This is a genomic window from Streptomyces sp. NBC_00637, assembly GCF_045161545.1.
GTDB lineage: Bacteria > Actinomycetota > Actinomycetes > Streptomycetales > Streptomycetaceae > Streptomyces.
In genome coordinates, this window is sequence record NZ_CP109047.1 from 538,958 (window position 1) to 559,551 (window position 20,594).

Annotated in this window: 19 protein-coding genes and 1 tRNA gene; 11 read left to right on the forward strand and 9 right to left on the reverse strand. The window is 72.6% G+C overall.

Annotated elements, in window-relative coordinates; translation table 11 throughout:
- Positions 1–24: 24 nt before the first annotated feature.
- The 7 genes from OG440_RS40505 to OG440_RS40535 all read left to right on the forward strand — a co-directional run bounded on the left by OG440_RS40505 (position 25) and on the right by OG440_RS40535 (position 5,384).
- The gene (locus tag OG440_RS40505) at positions 25–750 is read left to right on the forward strand and encodes a hypothetical protein (protein WP_331752654.1); all 726 of its coding nucleotides are present in this window, start codon (positions 25–27) and stop codon (positions 748–750) included.
- Positions 751–880: 130 nt separating this feature from the next.
- Positions 881–1,156, forward strand: coding sequence for a hypothetical protein (locus OG440_RS40510; protein WP_331752653.1), 276 nt, complete (start codon positions 881–883; stop codon positions 1,154–1,156).
- 359 nt (positions 1,157–1,515) lie between these two features.
- The gene (locus OG440_RS40515) at positions 1,516–1,998 is read left to right on the forward strand and encodes a hypothetical protein (protein WP_331752652.1); all 483 of its coding nucleotides are present in this window, start codon (positions 1,516–1,518) and stop codon (positions 1,996–1,998) included.
- 891 nt (positions 1,999–2,889) lie between these two features.
- Positions 2,890–3,132, forward strand: a complete 243-nt coding sequence (locus tag OG440_RS40520) for a hypothetical protein (protein ID WP_331752651.1) — start codon at positions 2,890–2,892, stop codon at positions 3,130–3,132.
- Positions 3,133–3,577: 445 nt separating this feature from the next.
- Positions 3,578–4,258 (forward strand): hypothetical protein, encoded by a 681-nt coding sequence (locus tag OG440_RS40525; RefSeq protein ID WP_331752649.1) that lies wholly within the window; start codon positions 3,578–3,580, stop codon positions 4,256–4,258.
- A gap of 31 nt (positions 4,259–4,289) precedes the next feature.
- Positions 4,290–4,526, forward strand: a complete 237-nt coding sequence (locus OG440_RS40530) for a hypothetical protein (RefSeq protein ID WP_331752647.1) — start codon at positions 4,290–4,292, stop codon at positions 4,524–4,526.
- Between the two features lie 222 nt (positions 4,527–4,748).
- Positions 4,749–5,384 carry a hypothetical protein gene (locus OG440_RS40535; protein ID WP_331752645.1) on the forward strand — a complete coding sequence of 212 codons (636 nt, stop codon included), beginning with the start codon at positions 4,749–4,751 and terminating at the stop codon, positions 5,382–5,384.
- A 140-nt stretch (positions 5,385–5,524) separates the two neighbouring features.
- Here OG440_RS40535 and OG440_RS40540 read toward each other — a convergent pair.
- Positions 5,525–5,599, reverse strand: a tRNA-Met gene (locus OG440_RS40540).
- A 484-nt stretch (positions 5,600–6,083) separates the two neighbouring features.
- Here OG440_RS40540 and OG440_RS40545 point away from each other — a divergent pair.
- Entirely contained in the window at positions 6,084–6,644 is a 561-nt protein-coding gene (locus OG440_RS40545) for a hypothetical protein (protein WP_331752643.1), read from the forward strand.
- Between the two features lie 1,088 nt (positions 6,645–7,732).
- Here OG440_RS40545 and OG440_RS40550 read toward each other — a convergent pair.
- Positions 7,733–8,278 carry a hypothetical protein gene (locus OG440_RS40550; protein WP_331752641.1) on the reverse strand — a complete coding sequence of 182 codons (546 nt, stop codon included), beginning with the start codon at positions 8,276–8,278 and terminating at the stop codon, positions 7,733–7,735.
- Between the two features lie 3,078 nt (positions 8,279–11,356).
- Positions 11,357–12,568: an endonuclease domain-containing protein gene (locus tag OG440_RS40555; RefSeq protein WP_331752639.1), complete on the reverse strand. Its 1,212-nt coding sequence runs from the start codon at positions 12,566–12,568 to the stop codon at positions 11,357–11,359.
- Between the two features lie 718 nt (positions 12,569–13,286).
- On the opposite strand from OG440_RS40555, the gene OG440_RS40560 reads away from it, so the two are divergent.
- On the forward strand, positions 13,287–14,039 hold the full coding sequence (locus OG440_RS40560) for a hypothetical protein (RefSeq protein ID WP_331752637.1): 753 nt from the start codon (positions 13,287–13,289) through the stop codon (positions 14,037–14,039).
- A 51-nt stretch (positions 14,040–14,090) separates the two neighbouring features.
- Here the strand turns inward: OG440_RS40560 and OG440_RS40565 are convergent, their stop codons facing one another.
- Positions 14,091–14,489, reverse strand: a complete 399-nt coding sequence (locus OG440_RS40565; RefSeq protein ID WP_331752635.1) for a hypothetical protein — start codon at positions 14,487–14,489, stop codon at positions 14,091–14,093.
- 146 nt (positions 14,490–14,635) lie between these two features.
- Here OG440_RS40565 and OG440_RS40570 point away from each other — a divergent pair, with 146 nt between their 5' ends.
- On the forward strand, positions 14,636–15,109 hold the full coding sequence (locus OG440_RS40570) for a hypothetical protein (RefSeq protein ID WP_406011583.1): 474 nt from the start codon (positions 14,636–14,638) through the stop codon (positions 15,107–15,109).
- Positions 15,110–15,163: 54 nt separating this feature from the next.
- Here the strand turns inward: OG440_RS40570 and OG440_RS40575 are convergent, their stop codons facing one another.
- The 4 genes from OG440_RS40575 to OG440_RS40590 all read right to left on the reverse strand — a co-directional run bounded on the left by OG440_RS40575 (position 15,164) and on the right by OG440_RS40590 (position 18,240).
- Complete coding sequence (locus OG440_RS40575; protein ID WP_331752631.1) at positions 15,164–15,814, reverse strand: hypothetical protein; 651 nt, start codon at positions 15,812–15,814, stop codon at positions 15,164–15,166.
- 75 nt (positions 15,815–15,889) lie between these two features.
- Positions 15,890–16,603 carry a hypothetical protein gene (locus tag OG440_RS40580; protein ID WP_331752629.1) on the reverse strand — a complete coding sequence of 238 codons (714 nt, stop codon included), beginning with the start codon at positions 16,601–16,603 and terminating at the stop codon, positions 15,890–15,892.
- Between the two features lie 265 nt (positions 16,604–16,868).
- The gene (locus tag OG440_RS40585; protein WP_331752627.1) at positions 16,869–17,351 is read right to left on the reverse strand and encodes a hypothetical protein; all 483 of its coding nucleotides are present in this window, start codon (positions 17,349–17,351) and stop codon (positions 16,869–16,871) included.
- Between the two features lie 115 nt (positions 17,352–17,466).
- Positions 17,467–18,240 carry an RNA ligase family protein gene (locus tag OG440_RS40590; protein ID WP_331752625.1) on the reverse strand — a complete coding sequence of 258 codons (774 nt, stop codon included), beginning with the start codon at positions 18,238–18,240 and terminating at the stop codon, positions 17,467–17,469.
- Positions 18,241–18,657: 417 nt separating this feature from the next.
- On the opposite strand from OG440_RS40590, the gene OG440_RS40595 reads away from it, so the two are divergent.
- Positions 18,658–19,188, forward strand: coding sequence for a GNAT family N-acetyltransferase (locus OG440_RS40595; RefSeq protein ID WP_331752623.1), 531 nt, complete (start codon positions 18,658–18,660; stop codon positions 19,186–19,188).
- Positions 19,189–19,367: 179 nt separating this feature from the next.
- Here the strand turns inward: OG440_RS40595 and OG440_RS40600 are convergent, their stop codons facing one another.
- Positions 19,368–19,994 carry a hypothetical protein gene (locus OG440_RS40600; RefSeq protein ID WP_406011582.1) on the reverse strand — a complete coding sequence of 209 codons (627 nt, stop codon included), beginning with the start codon at positions 19,992–19,994 and terminating at the stop codon, positions 19,368–19,370.
- Positions 19,995–20,594 lie beyond the last annotated feature (600 nt).

The window sequence follows — 20,594 nt, forward strand, 5'->3', positions numbered from 1 at the left end:
CGACCCGTCAAGGAGCTGAGGATCATGTCCGAATCCGCCCTGCCCGCAGCCACGCTGGAGCAGTGGACGGCCGCCGTCCAGTCCCAGCAGGAGACCGCCCGCGGGTTCGCCCGCGCCGTCGCGGACGCCCTCACCGCACGGGTTCCGTCCGCCGCGTACCTCGTGTTCAGGACGGACTCCGATCTCGACGCTGACCTCGACGACAACCTCTTCCTCGACAGCATCCGCGGCGCCGACGGGCGCGTCCTCACCGACTTCGGTGACCCGGCGGCAACAGCCGTCCTCGCCGGTCTCACCACCATCGTGGGAGGAACGAACGGAGAGGAGGCCTGGGCGCTCCTGCACGCGATGCGCCGACTGAGGGCAGCCGGAGGGGTGTTCGACCTGCTGCCGGACGACCTGATCGACCCCGACCGGGACGAGGAAGGGGGCGCCCCTTGCCTCATCCTGGCGCCGTCCGGATTCCCCCAGCACTGGGACTGGGACTCCGGCGATCCCACCAAGGGATTCGGCATACGGCTGCTGCGCCCGTACTGCGCCCCGCGCTCCGACGACCGCACCACCGCGCCGGCGGAGGCCGTGGGCGACGAGTACGTGACCCTGACGGTCGTGGTGAGGCAGTCAGGCGTGGAGGGAGACCCCTGCGACGTCCTGCTCGGCGAGCATCCGGATGTGCTGTTCGTCGGGCACCAGGACGGCGTCACGCTCACGGCCTGCGCGCTCGGCGCGGAGCCGGGCAGCTGGCCCTGACCGCGGCCGCATCGGCGCCCCGCCCGGGCAACTGCCCCCGTGCACCGTCTACTTCGCAGGCTTCCGCCGTCCCGCGTCCCAGCGCCTCACCCCGCGCGGGCGCCGGTCCTCCACCCCGGAGAAGAACCCCATGGTCACCATCGACGACCTCGATACCCGTGCTGCCGTCTTCGCTGCCGCGGCTGCCAGTGCCTACTGGGTGACGACCAATCTGGGCCATCACACGGAGGTCTGGCACGGCGGCTACGAGTACATGGTCGAACTCGACCATGAATGCCGCTGCCTGGCCCGCATCACCTACCGCTACGGCTGGGGCGGCACCGAGGTCATCACCGGCGCCAACGCGACCCAGGAGCAGCATCGGGGCGTCGTCAAGGCGTTCCGGGCCGCGCCGCCTTCCCACTGACCCGCTACGCCAGGGCACTCGGGCCGGCGACGTTCTGCGCGGCGAGCACCCGGATGAGCTTCGCGGGCACCAGGACGGTGTCACGCTCACGGCCCGCCCGGCGCAGAGCCGGGAAGTCCGCCCTGACCGTCCCACGCCGTCACCGGCGCCGCGCACGAGCAAATGTCAGCCGGCATCCGCGTGCCGGCCCCGGACGCGGGCGAAGCCGGCCGGGCGCCTCGCGCAGGACGAAAATCTGCGCGCCGCGCCCGCAGGTCTCGGCTGCTCTACGGGCCCGGGGTCCCGGCCGGCTCGGCCGTGCACGACCGGCACCGACCACGCACCCCTGTTCCACCTCCACCGGAAGTGAAGGAACCTCCATGCCCGACACCGCCGACCTCCAGATGATCGTCTACGCCGCCTGCGACGAGGACCGCGCCCGGATCCTCGACGTCCTCGGCGAGGGGGAGATGACCTCCGACTGGGGCAGCGGCTCCACGCCCACCTCCCTCGACCTGGGTCACTGCTACGGAAAGCGGGAGGCCGTACTCGGCGCGAACGCCGAGCTCGTCGACAACCTCCGGGCCGCCGCACCGACTGCGGTCTTCGAGGCGTGGCAGGACCCCTACGGCAGCACCGGCGGCGAGTACGTCGCTCACGTGCCCGGGATCGGCACCTACACGGCCGACTGTGACGGCGCGGGCGAGCCGTACATCCACGCAGGCGTGCTCACCCGCACCCTGTCGGAATCCCCGGAAGGGACCACCATCGCCGAGTGGCTGTCCGGCGCGGGGCGGGACGTCCTCGGCACCGTCGTACGCGCAGCGCTGAAGGCCCACAAGGACGCCCTCGCCGTCGTCTGACCCGCGGCACCCGCGGCACGGTGCGGCTCGGCCGCGCTCGACCGTCGAAGGCCTCGCCCGCCCACCCGCGCGCGAGCCCCGCCGTTGACGACCGGCGCCGACCGGCCCTGTTCCGTCCCCCACCGGCAAAGCGAGAGGCAGCTCATGGGAGTCGGCTCCTTCCATACCCGGGCCGAAGGCCCTGCAGGCCGCATTCGAGCGGGCCCGCGACGACGCGGCCCGCGAGCACGGCACCAGCCCGTACGCCAGGACCGTCTACAGCAAGACCGAGGTCGAGCTCTTCGACGAGCCGCCCCGCCCCGAACGCGAAGCCTCGCTGCGCGCCGGCGAGTTGATGAGGCTCCACGGCTACGACACGGCCTCACCGGCCGGCGCGCTCCCGTTGACCACCGGCGGATCCGCGCCCGCCTGGCTGCTGTTCGGCCGCGTCGTCATCTGATCCCCGGCCGTCGGCACGGCCCTTGGGACATCCCGGGACGCCCGTGGTGTCCCCCACCGGGCCTGCGGTGATGCCTCAGAATCACCGTCCCGGCCAGGCCCGTGCTGCGGGCCGTCACGTGCGGGCCCACCCCGATGACGCCGAGCCGGAGGCTTTCCGGTGGCCGCTCTGCCCGCTGAAGCCCTACGGCGAGGAGGGGCCGATCCGCCCAGGCATCCCCGCCGATCGGAACGCCCGCGTCCCGCCGATGGCTTGCCGCGGCGCGCTGGCCGGGGTGCCGCGGTGACCGAGTCCGGTGCCGTGCGCGCGGAGGGGACCGGCGGCAGCGGCGGCCGGGCCCCGGTCCGTGTTCGCCGCGTCAATGACTCGTAAAATGTGACACGACGGCACGAGTAGTGTAAATTACGGGTTACTGGTTGTGGGGCTGTGCGCGACATGAGGGAGGGGCTGGCGTGACCAAGGAGCAGGTGGGCCTGGAAGTTGAGCAGTGGCTCAAGGAGATAAAGGCCAAGCGGGCGATGGACCAGAGCGTACGGGGCCTGATGGAGGACCTCGCCCAGAGGTTCGGCTTTACGGCGCAAGACGAGCGGGACCTGGTCGACGGTGTACGCGCCCAGATGAGGGCAGGCACCCTGGACCCCCTCATCGCGGAAGAGCAGGTCGCCTTCATACGCTCGCTGCGGGTGACGGAGTAGCCGACGGGCGCTTGGGGCGGCTGGCTGGGCTGGTCGCCCCCACCGCGTGGGCACGGTGGTGTCCGTGATCCGGCCTCAGGTCTGCCCTGCCTCCGGCTGCCCGCGCATGTGCCGGTCGAAGCCGCCTTCGCCCCGGTTGTGTCGCGGCTGCGGCGACACCGCTCGGCGGTGCCACACCGTCCTGTTGACTGCCGCCGTAATCCACCACCCCGACGGCTCGGCATCCGACCGCCGCGCCTTTCGTACCGGGCTGTTCCGGCGGCCCCTCCCCATCCCGCAGCCCTGGAGCCGGCGCTCACCGCGTCCGCCCGGTCGTGCGGCTTCACCGCGGCCTCCACCGAGGAAGCCATCGACCTTCACCACCACCAAGCCGGAACCGCCAGGTGAGCCCTCAGACCGGCAGGTCCGCCGCATCCCTCACCCCCGCTGAAAGGAACCCGACGCTATGGTCCCGCACGCGATCACCCCGGGAACGTTCATCGTCCGCGGCGACGGCAGATTGGACCGCGTCACCGGCACCGAGCGCCGCCACGGTGAGCTCGCCCGGCTCGTCGTGGCCGACCGGTCCTGGTGGGCCGCCGACGAGTGCCGTGCCGCCACGCTGCACGATTTCCAGCCCGCCGGACACTGCTACGAGGACCACGGCGCGGCCACCGGACGCAAGGGATTCACCATCGCCTGCTCGTGCACCCAGCTGTGGGGCGGCTCGAACTGGGTCAGGACCCCGTGCTGCCAGAAAGGCCGGCGCGGCGTCGAGGCCGGCGACACGGTCATCTGCCCCGGCTGCGGCTGGTACTGGGCGGTGTACATCGCGCCCGGCGGGACCCGCTGGGTTTCCATGGGCTTCGGCAAGACCATGCAACGGCAGTACACCCGGGGCGCGACCGGCCGCGCCATCGGCACCGCCCAGTACGACGTTCTTCAGTCGCTGGCCTCCCGCAACGGGGGCGAGTGGTGGCCCGGCTGCGGCTGGTACTCGCGCAACACCTCGACGACCGTGCGGCATCTGGAAGGCCTCGCCCGCGCCGGGCTTGTCGAAGACGTCCGCAAGGCCGGGGAAGGCGTGTTCTTCCGCATCACCGACGCCGGGCGCCGCGAGCTCCCGCGCTCCCTGCGCAGCCGCTGACCCGCACCGACCACCACGGAAGGGGGCATCCATGCTGATCAAGAATCCGGAGATTGTGGAGGCCCAGTACGAACTCCAGGCTGCCGAGCGTGAGTTGCCGGTCGGCGATGCTTATGCCTGTAGTGCATTGCTGGCCCTCATTGAGATTGAGCACCTCTGGGTCGAGGCTGACGGTCCCTGCTTTTGCTCGGATGGTTCTGGGAAGCCGCATCAGCACGCCAGAGGGTTCGTTCCCGGTCGGCGTGTAGCGGTGCCCATTCAGCCCTGATCAGACGGATCTCACCGGCCGATGCTCTCCCGGTGACCGCCGACGAACTCATGCCCGCCTGGCTGTTGTTCGGCCGCGTCGTCATCTGACCCCGCCCGCCGGTCACGCGGGTCGCTCCTTGAGGCGCACCGGAAGCCCGTGGTGTCCCCCTTCTGACTTGCAACGACCATCCGCCCGCTGTGCGCCTTTGCCGGACGTGCCCGGCTCACCCTGGAGACATCCGTGATCGCCCTGACCCCTCACGCCCGACTCGTTGCAGACCTCGTCGCGCCCCTGCGGCACACCCACGGTCTTGGAGAGGCCACCGGTAGCGACGTCGTCGGCCTGGTCCCCGAGCTGCCCGGTCTGATCGAGGCGGCCCACCGGCGGGTGCGGGGCATGCGCGCCGCGGTCGTCGAGTTCACCGGTTCCGGTGAAACGGTCCCCTGCGCCGCGCTGCGTTCCGCCCCGGGTCCTGCCGAGACGGCCGACTTCGTGAACCTGTGGGGCCTGGCGCTGGAAGCCGTCGAGGGGAAGCCGAACAGTGTTGCCGAGGCGATCCGGTGGTCGAAGACGCCGACGGACGAGCGGATGCAGCGGGCCTACCCCGGAGTGCGGCTCACCTCCGCGCCGGCCGACGGACAGGGGTACGAGTTCACCCTCCACGCCCGCGGCGAGGATGCCGTGCGCCAGCTCGCCGCGCTGCTGCGGGCGTCGATCGCCGCCTGGCCCGAACCCGACTGGCCGGCCCAGGTGCGGCGGGAGGCGTTCCTGCGCGCGGCATTCGAGGCCCATGCCGAAGGCCGCACCGGTGAACTGCGCCGTCTGATCGACGACTTCGCCGACACCACTGGCACCGACCCAGACACCACCGGCTGACGCGCGCCCATCTGCGTGCCGGCTGCCGCTGTGGACCGGGATGACGCTGTTCCGCACCGCGCAGTCCAGCTCGGCGATCCTCACGCTGGCGCAGACGACTCCGGCCCCCTCCGACAAGTCGGAGGGGGCCGGATGTTCAGTAGCGGGGGCAGGATTTGAACCATGCGACCTCTGGGTTATGAGCCCAGCGAGCTACCGAGCTGCTCCACCCCGCGTCGGTGCGCCCAGCCTACGTCATCGGCCGCAGCCGGGCGCGGATTTACCCCAGCGGAGGTGTAGCGCCCGCGGCGCGGGCCGGTCTGCGGTGCCGGTCCGTTCCGCGCGCCTGCCCGCTCAGGCTCCCTGCGCCGGCGAGAGCGCGGTGTTGCGGCTGCGGCAACACCGCTCTTCCGTGCGCCCCGTCGGCCGTGTCCCGGTCTCCGGCCCCTGCCGGCGGGCCGGAGACCGGTCAGCCCGGACGAACGGCTGTTCGGCAGTGTTCGGCCATGTTCGCTGATATTCGGCGGTGTTCACCGCGATGCCCCGCAGGTCCGCTCCCTTTCGGCGGTGCCAGCCGAGCGGCGGCCGCGTCGCCGGAGCATTGGAGCCGTCCGTCCGCAGTCCCGAACTGCAACTATTGCGGCTCGTATAATTTGACATTAGCGCATGGTTTGGGTAATTTTGCCGGTGTTGGGATGGTTGCGACCGAGGGAGCTTGTGATGACCGAGACTGAGACCGGCGCCGGCACGGTCACCGCTCCGAAGGTGCAGCCGCTGCGGTTCGTGGACGGGGACAGTGTCCGGTCCCCGCAGGGCGCCACCTGGCGGCGAGGCCTGCGTACGCCGGGCCTGTGGGAGCAGTTCCCCCTTGCCCCGGAAACCGGCACGCGGACCGACGACCAGGTGCGAGCGGCCCTGGGGGGCCAGGGCGAGTGGCTGTTCGTGCCCTTCCTGCCGCCGGTGAACACGCAGCTGCCCGGGACCGCGTGCGCCACCCCGGAGCAGATCCGCGACCTGGTGCTGCGCCCGGCGTCTGGCGCGGTCATGTACGCGGTCAGCCTCGGCCGCGCGCAGGCCTTCCTCGGGAACGAGCAGGGCGTCCCCCGGAAGGACGTGCGCCCCGATCCCCTCCGCCTGGCCGACCTGCGCGCCACCCTGCAGGGCGTCCGCACGAGGCGTGCCAGCGCGGGCATCACGTTCCACCGGCTCGGCGGTCGCGCCTACGTCCGTTACGCCACCGGCAGCACCCTGCACACCCACCTCTACCTCCTCACCCGCTGAGCGGGCGCCCGGGCCCGCCCGTACCGGCCCGGTGGGTGACGAGATGAACCGCAACGCCGTCGGATCCGAGGTGGTCTGACGGCTCGGCCCCCACACCCCCGGTCCTGGCCACGGCGACGGCACCGCGGCGGTACGGCCCCGGGCGGGGTTACGCCGGGACGGCCTACCGCGCCCGGCGGACGGGGGAGCGGCTGGGGCCGGCCGACCACGTGCACTCGCTCGGACCGCCCGCCCGTTCCCCAGCATCCGCTGATCTTCCCCGTGGAGGGGGCCCGGCACGAGGCGGTCAACGCCGCGGTGTTGCTGCGCCGGCCGCTGCCGATGTCCAGCGAGGCGTCCGGATCGGCTCCGCGCGGATCGGGTCAACGGCCGTGACCAGGCGCCCGGCCACGGCACCCCCGGACGTGCGTGCGCGACTGGTCGGCGGTGCGCGCAATCGTGCTCGTCCCGTGCATGGCTGGGGCATCATGAGGGACGCATCGCACCTTCCTTGTCTGGAAGGCACCGCGGGCCCCTTGTGCTGAGGAAAACCGGAGGGGACCGCACTGCTCCCGCCCGACTCACAGCCGGGCGGGAGCAGCCAGCATCCGTTCATGGCCTGGCGGAGTCCGGAGCGACGGCTCTCCCGGCCGGCGACGTCGGCGTCGTACGCCCCGACCGGCTTGGGCGGCCGCCGCTCGCTCCCGTCGTGCTTGCGGTATCAGGCACGTCCGGTACGCCACCCGGCAGCACCCTGCACCCGCACATCCACCTCCTCACCAACTGACCGGCCGGGGCGCGCCCCGTTCCGGCCGCGTCATCCCCGGCCCGGGCGCAGGGAGGCGTCGGCCGACGCCTCCCGAGCCTGAAGCGTCGGCCGGCCCGCCGTACGGACAGGTCCTCTCCCGCGCAGGCCCTCGCGGGGAGTTGCGGGCCAGCTGCCGTCACCCGGTCCCGGTCCCTCAGCGTTCCTGCGCACCAGCGCCTGCGCCGCCGGGCGGGTGGTGTCCCCTGCCGTTTCGGCCGCCGGCTGCTCACTTCCAGCGGCGCGTACGGACCGCGAGATCCGGCTGGCTGCCGGCCGCCGAGGGGTACCCGTGCGAAGAGGGTCAGGCGGGCAGCACGTCGAGGTTGCAGACACTGCAGTGGCGCCCGCCCCCACCGGGGCGGAACAGGTTTTCCAGGTCTCCGGGGGTGACGGGCAGATAGTCGCTCGGAGCCGTGGGGCTGTGGCGTGGGCACAGCAGATGGACACGGTTTGGCGAGAGGTAGGCCACGACCTGATCAGGTGCGGACGCCGCAGGGAGCGGGATCCGGTACGAGGGTTCGCGGTCTGGTGCAGGGGTCGCCGGGATGTGGGCGACGGCGTCTGCGATCGCCTTCGCACACGAGGGACAGAGGATGAAGGCGCCGTCAGACGTCACGTCGATCAGGTGCAGCGCCCACTGCTCCACGGTCTTGTAGCAGGCGTTGCAGCGCATGTTGTCGCCCGACTCGATGGCGATGAGGGTGGAGTCGGTCAGGACGACACCGGGGCGGCTCTCCGGCCCGGGGTGCTCGCCGTCACGCACGCGGTTCAGGGCTTCGTGATAGCCGATTCCCTCAGCCTGCTGGAGCTCCCTGGCTCGCTGCTGGGTGGTGTCGCGCCTGGTCACGATCGTCTCCTTGAAGCCGGCCATCGTGCCCACGCCATCGGCCGGTGAAGGAAGAAGAGGATCGGCCTGTTCAGAAGATCTGGATCCCGAAGGACCTTCTCCCGGGACTCACGCGGCGTGGGCGCGCGACAGCGGGATGGGCGTTCAGTTCGCCTAGGGCATCACCGTAGCCGACGGCGCCGACAGCGTGCTGCTTCACCCGCTGCTCCCGGGCGCCTCGTGCAGCGGCCGGTACCGCGGCCCGGCTGCAGCGCTGCTTGCGCACGCCGAGACGGCCCGCCGGGTGTGCAGCGCGGCCGCGGACAGTGTGAAGGGGGTGCAGCGTGCTGCAGGAGTCGGCCAACGGGGCCACAAGGCTCTGGCGTCCGGCGCTTCTGGGCCACGTCCGTGAACGGGCTGCCGGCCCGTGCGGTCTGTCGCCGGCGGGCGATGCCTTCCTCGTCGCGTCGGGCGGGCGGATTCGGCCTGCTGGCGCGGCTCCTCGGCCTGCACACGTACACCGCCGGGAGTTGTCCGGAGTTGTCCAGGAGTTGTCCGGCCGGTCCGGCCGGTCCGGCGACTCAGCCGCGGCCGGCCCGTCCGGCGGCCGGACCCGCCAGGTCTTGGTGCCTCGGCCGCCACTGCCCTTTCCGGGCCCCACCGCCCTCCGCTCCGGCCTCGGGAGAACAGGCCCGGCTGGCCGGCCAGTTGGTGGTGTCCCTGCGTGCAGGGTGTCACGGCCGTCGTCACAACTCCCCGTCACGCCCCCCGTGACACTCACCGGATTTCTGCTCTGACCTGGGCAGATGTGCATCCGTGGGGATGGCGGCCCGAAGGCGTGACAACGTGACACGGCCGGCGCGCGCCGACCCCTTGGGCGCGGCAAGTGGTCGGTGCCGGCCAGCCGTTCCGCTCTCGCCCGCCTCGGACTGAGCGGGCGCGGCAGCGTTCCAGCGGCGATGCCCGGTCTCGGGTACGGCCGCCCCGGGTGGCCGGAGGCCGCGGCCCGGGAGTCGGCGATGGCCGGCGCGCGATCCGAACCGGAGCCGGGGGCGGGCGGTTTCCCGCAGTTCTGTCCCGCTTCCGCCGCGGGCATGACCTCCTGGCCCGGCGCGGCCTACCGTGGGGAAGCGGCTCTCCTGGACTGCGGGTGAAACCAGGGCCGCGGGCACTCCAGCCGCTTAGCGGCCGACTCTTTGCCGAGGGGGAGCGCCCGCGGTCCGGTGCGGACGTCTTGCCGACGGAGGCGGATGGCACGGCCGCGTTCGCCCGGCACTCGCTGCTGCACCTCGTCCTCCCCGGGGTCGTCCCGCCTGCTGCAGCGCTGCTTCCGACCGCCCGGGCCGCTGCACTGGAGGAGGGTGTGCAGCGGCCGCGGCGGGGTGAAGCGGCTGCACGAGCCGGCCGGTCCGCTGCTGCATGCTGCCGCGCTGCCTTCGCGTGCCGCTGCACGGACGTCTGAAGCCCGGCTGCTGCTGCACAAGTTCGTGCGGCAACCCGCTGCTGTCCGCCGGCTGTCGACAGCGCCTGCTGCTCGCCGGTACCGCTGCAGCCTGCTTCCCGGCCGCGTCCGGGTGGCGGCCGCCGACCGGCTCGCCAGGCGGCACGGGCCCAGCCGGCGGATCTGCGGGCGCGTGGGTGCTCGAGGACTGCCGGCCTGCGTACGGCGCTCGCCGTCACGCCGGCCGGGGGCCTGTCGGGGGTGTGGTGCTGTCCCCGCCTCCAGGACCGGTTCCTGTTGTCACGCCCTGCGTCACACTCACCCGTCACGGTGCCTGTCACGCTCGACAGAACTAGCGTCTGACCTGCGCGGATAGATCCTCCCGGCGCGCCGACGGCTCAGGCGTGACAGCGTGACATGCAGGCGAGGGGAAAGCCGTACGCCCGGCAGGCTCAAGCGCCTGCCGCGGCGGAGCGCGCCGGCGAGCCGGACGGTTCGACGGGCGCGGCGGCCACCGCGAGGTACTTACGCCCGGACCCGGTCGTCGAACCCTTCGAGGCCGGCCGCTTGAGGCCGGCTGGCCCGCCCGGGCGAGAACCGCGCAGCGAACCAGGTCCGCGCGGGAGTGATCACCCTCAGATGCAGCGGCGGCTTCTCCCGGGGGCGTGCTGCTGCGGGTGGTGATGCCGTGCTGCCCGCCGATGCTGCATGCGCGTGCTGCTCCGGAACTTCTTCGTCCGCTGCACGCCCTGCTGCCCCCGTGGGCTTCTTCCCCGTGCTGCTGCAGCACGGGGGCACGGTGGGCGGAGGGCGCTGCACAGCCTGCCGGGGATGCCCGCCCGGGCAGCGTGCTGCACCACCTCTTGCTGCACAGCCGCGCTGCACCGGCTTGTCGGCCGGGCCTGTAGCCGGCACCCCCGGTCGCGGAGGACCGTGTCCCGAGGAGCGGGAAGAACAGCTGGTGTTCGAGGAGTTCGCGGTGGCCCGCCTCGCATCAACGGCCGGCACCGGGCCCAGGCACTGCTGGAGGCGATGGTGCGCCGCGCCGTCATTCCGCGAACCGTCCCGCCTGTGTAGTCGTCTCCCGCTCCGGCGAGGCGCCCGCTGCTGCTTACCGCGCCCCGGACCCGCTCCAACCGGCGGCCGGTGCCCGGCACCACGAGCCGTCAGCCCGTGGTGTCCCCCTCCTTGCTGTGAGGGTCCCGGGGCGGCCGCGTACAACCAGCCCTGCGGCACGGCCAGTTCCTGCGGTCCGACCGGACGGAGCAAGACCCCAACCGATTGTGACGCGTAAAACTTGATGATCTCGGAAAGTCGTGTAATGTGGGGTCTGTAGCCCCTGGGTTGCTGTCACTGCGGTGCACGATCTGCAAACAGTCCGCGGGAGTGCTTTCTGTCCTTCATGCGACAGAGGCGATGGCCAGGCATCCGGATGCCTGGCCTTTCCGCTTTTCCGGCGGTCCGCACGATGCTGAATCACAGCACCCTCGTGCCCCACGTCCGCACCCCGAGCGAGGGCCGGCCGACCAGGAGCACGATGCCGACGTCGACTTCAGGTCCTGCACGCAGGCGCGGGCCAGGACCTGGAAGCGGGCGAGGGCCGGCCACGCCGGGCGCCGCCCCTGCTGCCGGGGGCGCCCGGTCAACGGCTGTGGTGCCTACGCGCTGAGGCCTTCGGTGCCGCGGCGCATCTCGGCGAGCACGCCGTCGACGAAGGCGCCGACGAGCGAGACCGCTTCCTCGGCGGTGACGGCGACTGTCCACTGCCGTACCGGCGTGTGAGAGGCACACCGCAGCGCGTACCGGTACACGCCGGGCTCGTCGTCCAGGGCGCGCACCGACGGCTGCTGCCGGCAGCGCCCGTGCCGCTGGCTGCTCTCCACATGCAGGTGCACCACGCCGGCGTGGAACCGGGAGGCAAGGGTCCGCTCTTCGCGGCAGCCGCGGCACTGCAGCAGGTACTCCGCACCTCCCTCGCGCAGGAACCTGTCCGCGAAGCCCACTCCCTCGCTGGTGTTGCAGCTCATGCACAACGGGCCGCGCACGAAGCCGTGTCCTTCTGTGTGGCAGTGGTCCCAGACCGACGCTTGCATGAGTCCGCACAGCCGGCACAGGTAGTCCCGGGGCGACACACGGCGCTGGCGGGGGGAGTCGTACAGCACGCCGTCGAGCTGGCCGGTGTAGGCCGGGAATGCCGCGGCGGAGCACTCGGGGCAGCGGGTGACGTAGCCCGCCGGTGTCGGGGTACGCCACTGGCCCCAGCCCGGGCTCTGCGCGCCGCAGGAGCAGCAGGTCCGGAACGTCGCGGTCATCTCCGCCTCCCGCTCCTGCCAGCGGTCCATCATCTGCACGTAGGAGCGGGGCGCGAGCCAGCTCTGCCCGGACCACCTCAGCATCTGCAGGGGCAGCGTGCCGGCGACGATGGGCTGGTTGCCGACCGCGACGAACATCTCCCATGTCAGGGTGCCGGGCAGGCCGTTCGCACCGATCACCTTCCAGCTGTCCAAACCCCAGTCCTCCTCCGTCTGCTGCTTCCGGGCCAGGTGGTACATCCAGGTCGCCACCTGGTGCCGCCAGTTGAGGATGGTCCCGTTCAGCAGCTCGGGGTAGGCGGGGAAGCGGACTTCGACGACGTCGTCGAAGTCCACCGCCATGTCCGCCAGCAGCTGGCCGACGCGGCGGACGTCGCGGTCGTCGAACCCCCAGCGGTTGTTGTGCTTGTAGCGGCGAAGGGCGAGGTCTCCGAAGAAGACATGGTCGTGCTGCTGGAACCGGGGGGAGCGCCGGAGTTCCGCATGGGCGAGGGGGAGGCCGGCGTTCTCGGTCAGGTCCGCGAAGAGGGCGTGCGCGCCCTGAGTGGTGGTGAACATGGGCGCAGGCTCGGCGTGGTGACCTGTGGACAGGGTCCGCCGCCGGCGGGCGCGAGCATGGTTCTGGCCCGGGGAACCGGTGGCGTGGTGTCCCCTCACCGGTCGGCGCCCCGGAGTGTCACGGCCGCTGTCACGCCGCGCGTCACGCCGCCTGTCACACCCCAGCGAAAACGGCTGTGACCTGCAGAAAAGACGGAATGAGGCAGTGTCGGCGGCGGTGCGTGACAACGTGACGTCGGCCCGTCCGGGGCCTGCGCCGTCCGGCCGTGAGGAGCGACCGCCAGAACCCGGCCCAAGCCGGGCCGGGACGAGGCGGGGGCGCTGAAGGCCTCCGTGTATGGGCGCGCAGACCAGGGCACCGGGTGGGGCGGATCAGCGATCCCGGCTCCAGGGCGTGGGGCGTCATCCGGCTGTACGAGGACGACATGTCCTCGCGCGGGCCGGGCGCGCGGTTACTCCGCGGCCTGCAGCACGCCCAGCAGCCGAGGCAGCAGGTCAGGCCGTGCAAGCGCGCTACGACAGCGCGCTGTTCGGACATGCTGGCCTGTCGTGCTGTTCTGACGCGCAGAGCACTCACGCGATGAGGACGTGCTGGTCATGCGTGATCGAGAGGTGGTCTCTTTCGGTCGGTTGTGGTCGGCGGTGCGGATTCGCTGACCTGCGCTGGGCCGTGCGGCTACCGTCCCGGGGCGTGACGGTGACGAGGAAATCGCGGCTGGTGCCGACCGGAGACTGCTTCTGCGGGTGCGGGGGAGAGGCGGAGATCGGCCGCTGGTTCGTGCGCGGGCACGACATCACGGCGGCCGCGGCGCTGCGGGCCGTCGAAGGCTTGAGCCTGCCGCAGCGGCTGGTGGCGGCGGGCTTCGGGCCGGAGCGCTCGGTCGTCGAGGAGGCGGTAGCGAAGGCGGATTGGGCGCGGTGCGCGGGGTGCGCGTACGCCGGGACGGCGGCAGGGCTGGCCGCTCACCTGCGGGGCGGCGGGTGCGCCGCCGAGCCGGACGGCCTGGGGGAGCCCGCCGGGCGCGAGACTGAGCCCGCGGAGCCGGTCGCCCGCGCGGGGCGTGCCGGCCCTGCGGCGGCCGGCAGCGCGCCGCCGGTGCGGGCGGAGACCGGCGCCGCGCAGGGCGTGCTGCTACCGGGGGCGGACGATCCGGCGTGGGGCGAGGTGCCGCTCGCGTGGCGCCAGAGCCTTCGGATGCCCGCGCACCAGCTGGTGACGCCGGTGCAGGGGGCGCTGGCGAAGCCGGACGGCCGGCGGCTGCTGGGCGCGGTAAGGGCGGCCGCCCGGATGCGGATGACCGGCGCGCACTGGCATCTGTTGCTGATGGCCCGGCGGGAGGACTTCGGCAGCCCGCGCAGCCGGCGGGCCGACGCCGTCTTCGAGGCGCTGCAGCGGCTGGTGGCCGAGCACCTCGCGCCCGCCGCCGAGGAGGGGCCGCCCGGGCCCGGGGACACGGAGCCGGCCGGCTGACCGCTCGCCCTGCCCGCCGGTCCTGCTGCGCCCGGGCAGGCGGTGGCGGGTTCAGGCGCGGGGACTGACGGTGATGGTGAACTCGGTGCCGTCGACGAGCTCGACGCCGGCGGTGGTGGTGCCAGGAACGGTCCGGGCCCGGGCGATACCGGCCTCGCCGGCGAGCCAGGTGCTGATCCGCTCGGCGAGCGCCTGGTGCACCGCGGTGCCGGGGGCGGCAGGGGCCGGGGGGACGTCGTCGGTGGAGATGGTGACGGCGATCAGAGGGCCGCCCGCCAGCCGTACCGCGACGGCGGCGGGGGTGCCGGGGTGGATCACGGCGTCGGCGACGTCGTCCTGGCCGGCGAGCCAGGTGCGCACCTCGCCGGCGGTGGCGGCGCGCAGGGACGCGTCGCGCTCGGCCTCCCGCCGGCGCGCGGCGTCGATCTCGGCCTGGGGGAACAGGGACATGGAGGACCTCCGGGTTGCTGTCGGGGGAGGGCCGCCCCGTGGCTGGACGGGCGCGGCTGTGAGGTTCGGCGGGCGGCCGCCGTCTGATGGCTGGTTAGGCTGCGGTGCTGGTCAGGACGGTGGTCACCGAAGGGCGGGGAACGGGCGTGGGGGAGCGGGAAGAGGACGGTGTGGAGGGTGAGGCCGCAGCGGTGGAGGCCGCGCTCGGGCTGGCCGGGCAGACGGTGCCGTCGCTGCATCTGCCGCCCGCCCGGGCGGTGTTCCCGGCGGGGCTCGTGCGGCTCGCCACGGTTGCGCCGGGCCGGGAGCGGCTGCGCCTGATGTTCGCCGAGCATCCCGGGCTGGTGCTGTGGCTGGAGAACCGTACGGACGGCCAGCGGGTCCTGGCGGCGGTGGAGCTGGAGCACGCCCGGGAGGCGCCGGACGGCCAGGTCGCCGAGGAGGCCGTCCGGCGTGCGGCGGGCCCGGAGCGGGCCGCCTTCCGCCGCCGGTGGGCCGAGAAACGGCGCCGTGACTTCGACGAGCTGCAGGCGTACCTGGCCTCGCCCGCGCACCTCGCGGCCAGCGACCAGGCCCGCGCGGCGATGCTGGACGCCTTCCGCCGCCGGCCCGGCCGGTAGCCGCGCCGCCCGGGATCCGGAGCCGACGGCCCGGCGGCGCGCCCGGGCACCAGGTCAGCGCCAGGGCTCGCGCAGAGCGCCGGACTCGACGCCTTCGACGGCCTGTTCCTCGGCGTCCTGCCAGGTGGCGGCCCGGACGGTGACGCTGAAGCGGCCCTTGGTGTCGGTGAAGGCCCAGGGCCGGTCGTAGAGGTCGACCCGGGTGCTCTCGCCGGCGACGACGCCGGCGACGTCGAGCGAGGTCGTGGCGCCGTGGTGGCCGATGATCCCGAAGACGGTGAACGTCTTCGCGGCGGGCGGCTGTTCGCCGGTGTCCGGCCCGGCCCCGGCGGCCGGGGCCGGGTGGGCGAGGGCGTCGAGCCAGGCCCGGGCGGCGTCCTCCCAGCAGCGGTCGGCGACGAGGCGGGTGAACAGGTCCGGGAAGCCGGCCGGTCCGCCGCGGCCGGGCTCGGCACTCATCTGCCGGGCGAGGCCGGCCGCGTCGTCGGCGGGGACGCAGAGGTGGGGCAGATGCGGGTCGTAGGCGGCGACGTCGAAGCGGGTGCCGGCGGGGGCGCCTATGCCGCGGACACCGTGGTCGAGGACGTAGGCGAACCCCTGGGCCCTCCCCAGCTCGGTGAACGGGCCGACGCGGACGGTGTCGTGGCCGGGCTTGGTGACGATGACGCTGAACGGGCCGCTCGGAGCGGCGGGAGCGGTGGACATGGGGCGGAGCCTTCCGAGTGGAGGGGGCGGGGTGGGGCGGCCTGCGGGGCCGCCCCCGGGGGCGGGTGCTGCTCGTCAGGAGGCGGGGGAGAAGCGCTCGATGTGCGCGAAGACCACGGTGTCGGCGGCGTGGTGGTCGAAGCGGCGCTCGCCGCCGTGGAAGGTGAACTTGTAGGTGCCCGGGGTGACGTCGACGACCGTGTACCTGCCGAGCCGCTTCTGTCCCGGGTGGCCGCCCTTGGCCTTCCAGTCCTCGAAGTCGGCGATCGAGTACGCCCACAGCTCGGTGCTGATCCGTGCCAGGCGCGCCTCGTCGGGCAGGGAGGGGACGTCGTTGTCGTCGCGGACCGGAGCGGCGATGACGTAGCTGTCGGCCCCGTCGCGGTATAGGCCGGGACCGGTGTTGCTCACGATGCCGAAGGCGCATCCGAGGGCCGCCATCGCCTCGATGACCTGCTTCTTACCGAGGGCGGTCCCGTAGTCGGCGCCCGCTTCGAAGTCGACGTTGTAGACGTCGCGCAGGTCGTCGGTGACGATCAGCTTCCCGGAGGGCACGTCGAGGGTGGTCTCAGTGGTGATGCCCATCGGGTAGGGGCACGGGTCCTGGACGTGCACGGTGCCCTCGCGCAGGACGTACGTCGGCATCTGGTCGCAGCTGGCGCAGCTGAAGCGGGCGCCGATCACGATCGGCTCCCCGCTCCTGGCCCCGATGAGGACCTCCACGGTGTCGGCGCGCCGGGGCAGGAGGTCGTGGCCGTTGGTGTCCAGGGGAGTCTGGTCGGTCGGCATAGGTCCGCTCCTCGGTGCTGTGGGATCGCCGGGCTGCTGCCCCGTGCCGCTAATAGATAATTTACACACTATGCGGCTTATGTGCAAATTAAACGTGTCGCGTTGCCTTGGGTCGGCTCATCGGTGCGGGCGGGTTCCTCCGCCGCCTGCCGGGCCGGGCGGAGGCCGCCCGCGTGCCGCCCGTGGTGTCCCCCTGCCGGCCTGCGGCGCTGGCGTCGGACTCACGGGCAGACGCCTCCAGTTGAGCGTTGCCGCGCGGGCCTGGCTACGCCTCGGTGTGGGCGCTGAGACGCTCGGAGGCGTCGGGCTGCCTGAAGAAGGCGCTGATGGCCTCCTCGTGCCGGTCGAGCAGCTCCTCCAGCCCGCTCGGTCGCTGGGCGAGCGTCTGGAGACCTGGGCTCTCGAACTTCGGTGGGGCGTCCGCGCGGACGTCGCAGAAGTCCGCGCTCTCGCATCGGGCCGAGAAGGCGAGCAGTTCCATGAAGTCATGCTCGGACAGCTCTGCCGCTTCCTCCTGGTCCACGTAGTCGGCGGGGGCGAGGTGGCGCAGGACGCCGGTGACGGCTGCGAGCAGGTCCGTGCTGATGAACTGTTGGCCGGCGAAGGCGTCCAGGGCTTCGGCCGGGCGCATCGCGTCGACGTGGCGGAGCAGTTGGTGCTCCGGCCAGTAGGCGGCGTTCCTGCGGGCTTCGACGACCAGCGCGTCGTACAGACGCCGGGCGAGAGTTTCGGCGGTCTGGGTGGTCACGGTGCGGTCCCCGATCGGTCGGTGTCTCCGGCCGTGTGCTGCCGGTCGGGCGGGTGGAGGGTGAGGGAAACGGGACAGGCCCGGCCGCATGGGGTGCGGCCGGGCCTGAGGGGGTTCACCGCTTGGTGCGGCTCTTGAAGGTGCGCGCGTAGTCCTCGAAGCGGGCCTTGGCGATCACCGAGCGGTCCGCCGTGCGCAGCACGATGCCCTCGGGGCGGCCGGTGCCGCCGTCGTCGAGCGCAGCGCGGGTCGCGGGCAGCCGCTCGGCAAGGAAGTCCTGCATCTCCTTGAGGCCGGTGGGCAGTTCGCTGGACGGGAGGCTTCCCAGACGCGGGGTGAGCGCGACCGCGTTCTGCTCGGCGGCGGCGCTGAGCTCCTGCTCGGTGTGGAAGCGCTGGCCGCCGTTCTTACGCCAGGCGGAGATCGCCTCGACCGGCCGCGTCAGCACGTCCGGGGCGATGCTCACCGCGTCGAACAGGCGGTAGCCGACGGCCTGGGAGCCGGTGTACTCGGCGCTGGCCCGGGTGATCTTGCCGCCGCTGTGCATCCCGTAGACCTCCAGGTAGTACACGCGCAGGCCCGCCTCGGGGGCGGTGATCCGGCCGGCGAGGCCGCGCAGGGCGTCGACGATGCCTTCGGCCGGGTTCGCGATGAAGTCGCCCCGCGCATGCAGCAGGTGCTCGCGGTTGCCCAGGACGTAGTCGCCGTTCGGGGCGACGATGATGCGTGCGTTCGTGCCGTCGACCTTCTCGGTCAGGTAGACCTCGCCGCTGAAAGCGACGGTCTTTTCGAGCAGACGCCCGCGGTCGATCTCGTGGTACGTGTCGATCTGCGGGTACTTCGTGGCCGAGTTGAGGGCCTTGAGGTCGAGGGTGCGCAGGTCAGTCAAGGTGCTCCTCCGGAAGGTGATGAGGGCCGGCTGACAGCGCCAGCATGTATGTACTAATTTACTCACCTAGGGATCGTGAGTCAAATTTAACGCGTCAATATGTGGTGATTGGCTCGCGCTGTGTCTGCCTGTGAGCCGGACAGGGGCGGGCTGCCGGCCCCCACCGTTCACACCCCGGCTCACCTGCACCGCCTCGCCGGGCTGGGCATGTCGAGCCCGGCGAGGCCGCTGTCACGCAGCGCGTCACGCTGCCTGTCACACCCCGCGAGAAAGGGCCCTGACCTGCGGAAAAGCAGGATGAGAGAGAGTCGGCGGTGTGGCGTGACAGCGTGACACCGGCCGATGCCCGGGAACGCCGCCGGCCGGCCGCGGAGGTGACCAACGCGCCGTGCGGGGCGGGGCGTTCATACTGGCGGGATGTCTGCCCCTGTGCTACGCCGGGCCACCTCGGCCGATCTGCCGTCCGTGCTCGAACTCCTCGGCCAGGAGTGGCCGGAGGAGAACAACGCCAGCCGGTGGGGCGAGTACCTGCAGGAGCAGGAGGAGAGCGGTGACGCTCACGCGGAGTACGGGGTGTGGGTGCTCGACGAGGGCGGCACGGTGGCGGCGGTGGCCGCCGCGAAGTTCCTGCGCCGCACGCGCTACAGGCAGGCGGCCGGCCGGGCCTGGCCGGTCTACCTGATGTACCTGGCCACCCGGCCCGACGTACGGGGCGCAGGGCATGGGGCGCGGCTGGAGGAGTTCGTACTGCGGGAGCTGGCGCGGCACGGGTACCGCGGCGCCTACCTGCTGGTGGACGCGGGCAAGCCCGGCGGGGACGGCGCGCTGCGCTTCTGGGAGCGCCAGGGATGGACGCGGGGGGATGCGGCCGACTCTCCGAAGACGCGCGTCCTGATGACCAAGCAGACCGCTGCCCCGCGGCCGCCGTCGGCTCCTGAATCGTCCTGAACAAGCCGGCCCTCGCCTGCCGCACCGGGGCCAGCTCGAAAGGCGCTCCGCACGGTTCAACGACCGCGCCGCCGACACGTCATGTCCGGCGACGGGCCGAAGGCCCCACCAGAAGCCCAGCAGCACGCAGGGAAACGGCCGTCAACCCGTTCCCAGCGCAGTCAGCCCGTGGTGTCCCTCTACTGACCTGCGGCGTTCTCCCGGGCGAGACGCTCGGCGTGGGCGATGCCGCGGGCAAGGCCCGCGCGCCAGATCTCCCCAGTGGTGGTGACGCGGGCGGAGAGCCGTTCGTACTCAGCGAGCGGCCCGACGAGCTGCTCCCGGCCGGCCTCGTCCACGCGGACGCGAGGCGGAGTGATCCCGGGGTTGTCATCCCGCCACCGGCGCAGCGCCGCGATCGCCTCGCACGACGTCGCCCAGCATGCCGCGACGGTGCGCTCGACCAGGCCCCCGCCCAGACGGGCAGAAACCCGATCCGGGAAACCGCCGTCCCTCGAGCCCGGCCACCGCCCCTGATCCCACGCGTCCTCCGGCGCCGCCGGCCACTCGCGATCCCAGCCGCGCGCCCGCAGCTCCTCGAGCACCCCGAACTCGACCAGCACGTCCCCGGTATCCAGCAACAGCCCCTCCGCACGCAGCCGCTGATGCTCCCTCCGCCACCGCGCCCGAACCCCCGCCGCCGCGCCCCTCGGCAGCCCGTACGTCCCCCATTGAGGCGCTGACGACAGCACCGCCGCCCGCGACTTCTCAGCCTCCAGCAGCTCCTTCAGCCGGGCCTGCGTCCCGCACTCCGCAGCGATCGTCACCGGATATACCGCCGCTCGACGCATCCCGCCCTCACCCCTCGGTAACTTGCAAGTCTCGACACCGTACGCCCCGCCACGACTTCACGAGCACGCGCCCCAACTGGATCTCTGTCCAACGAGCCTGAAATGACATCACCCGGCCGCACTCACACCGCCTGGCAGGAGTGCGGAGCACTCCAAGATCACCACCCCAACACGGTTACACCACGTGACCAACAAGCAAAGCCACCACACACCCCAACAGCAAACAGCCCTCCATCCCCCAACTCCGGAGCGCAGCGGAGGAGTTGACCACCCACCAACCACGGGAGCGCGGAGCGCCCCCGCACCCACTCCAACTCGGGGGCGCCAGCCCCCGAACACCACTCCCGCAACACCCCAACTCCGCAGCGCAGCGGAGGAGTTGCCACCACACACCACCCAGGGCGCGGAGCGCCTCACCCGGCCACGCCGAGGGCGCCAGCCCTCGGCCCCCACCCCCGCCCACCGACCCCGGCGGGCCGGAGGCCCGCAACTCCCGTGCGAAGCACGGGAGTTCGCCGTACGCACCTGCGAAGGGCCGAAGGCGCGAGCCCCCTGGCCGAAGGCCAGGGGGTTACC

Excerpts from the sequence above, each read along its gene's own strand:
- OG440_RS40505 (WP_331752654.1), top strand. The coding sequence starts at position 25 with ATGTCCGAATCCGCCCTGCCCGCAGCCACGCTGGAGCAGTGGACGGCC.
- OG440_RS40510 (WP_331752653.1), top strand. The coding sequence starts at position 881 with ATGGTCACCATCGACGACCTCGATACCCGTGCTGCCGTCTTCGCTGCC.
- OG440_RS40515 (WP_331752652.1), top strand. The coding sequence starts at position 1,516 with ATGCCCGACACCGCCGACCTCCAGATGATCGTCTACGCCGCCTGCGAC.
- OG440_RS40525 (WP_331752649.1), top strand. The coding sequence starts at position 3,578 with ATGGTCCCGCACGCGATCACCCCGGGAACGTTCATCGTCCGCGGCGAC.
- OG440_RS40530 (WP_331752647.1), top strand. The coding sequence starts at position 4,290 with ATGCTGATCAAGAATCCGGAGATTGTGGAGGCCCAGTACGAACTCCAG.
- OG440_RS40545 (WP_331752643.1), top strand. The coding sequence starts at position 6,084 with ATGACCGAGACTGAGACCGGCGCCGGCACGGTCACCGCTCCGAAGGTG.
- OG440_RS40555 (WP_331752639.1), bottom strand. The coding sequence starts at position 12,568 with ATGTTCACCACCACTCAGGGCGCGCACGCCCTCTTCGCGGACCTGACC.
- OG440_RS40565 (WP_331752635.1), bottom strand. The coding sequence starts at position 14,489 with ATGTCCCTGTTCCCCCAGGCCGAGATCGACGCCGCGCGCCGGCGGGAG.
- OG440_RS40575 (WP_331752631.1), bottom strand. The coding sequence starts at position 15,814 with ATGTCCACCGCTCCCGCCGCTCCGAGCGGCCCGTTCAGCGTCATCGTC.
- OG440_RS40580 (WP_331752629.1), bottom strand. The coding sequence starts at position 16,603 with ATGCCGACCGACCAGACTCCCCTGGACACCAACGGCCACGACCTCCTG.
- OG440_RS40595 (WP_331752623.1), top strand. The coding sequence starts at position 18,658 with ATGTCTGCCCCTGTGCTACGCCGGGCCACCTCGGCCGATCTGCCGTCC.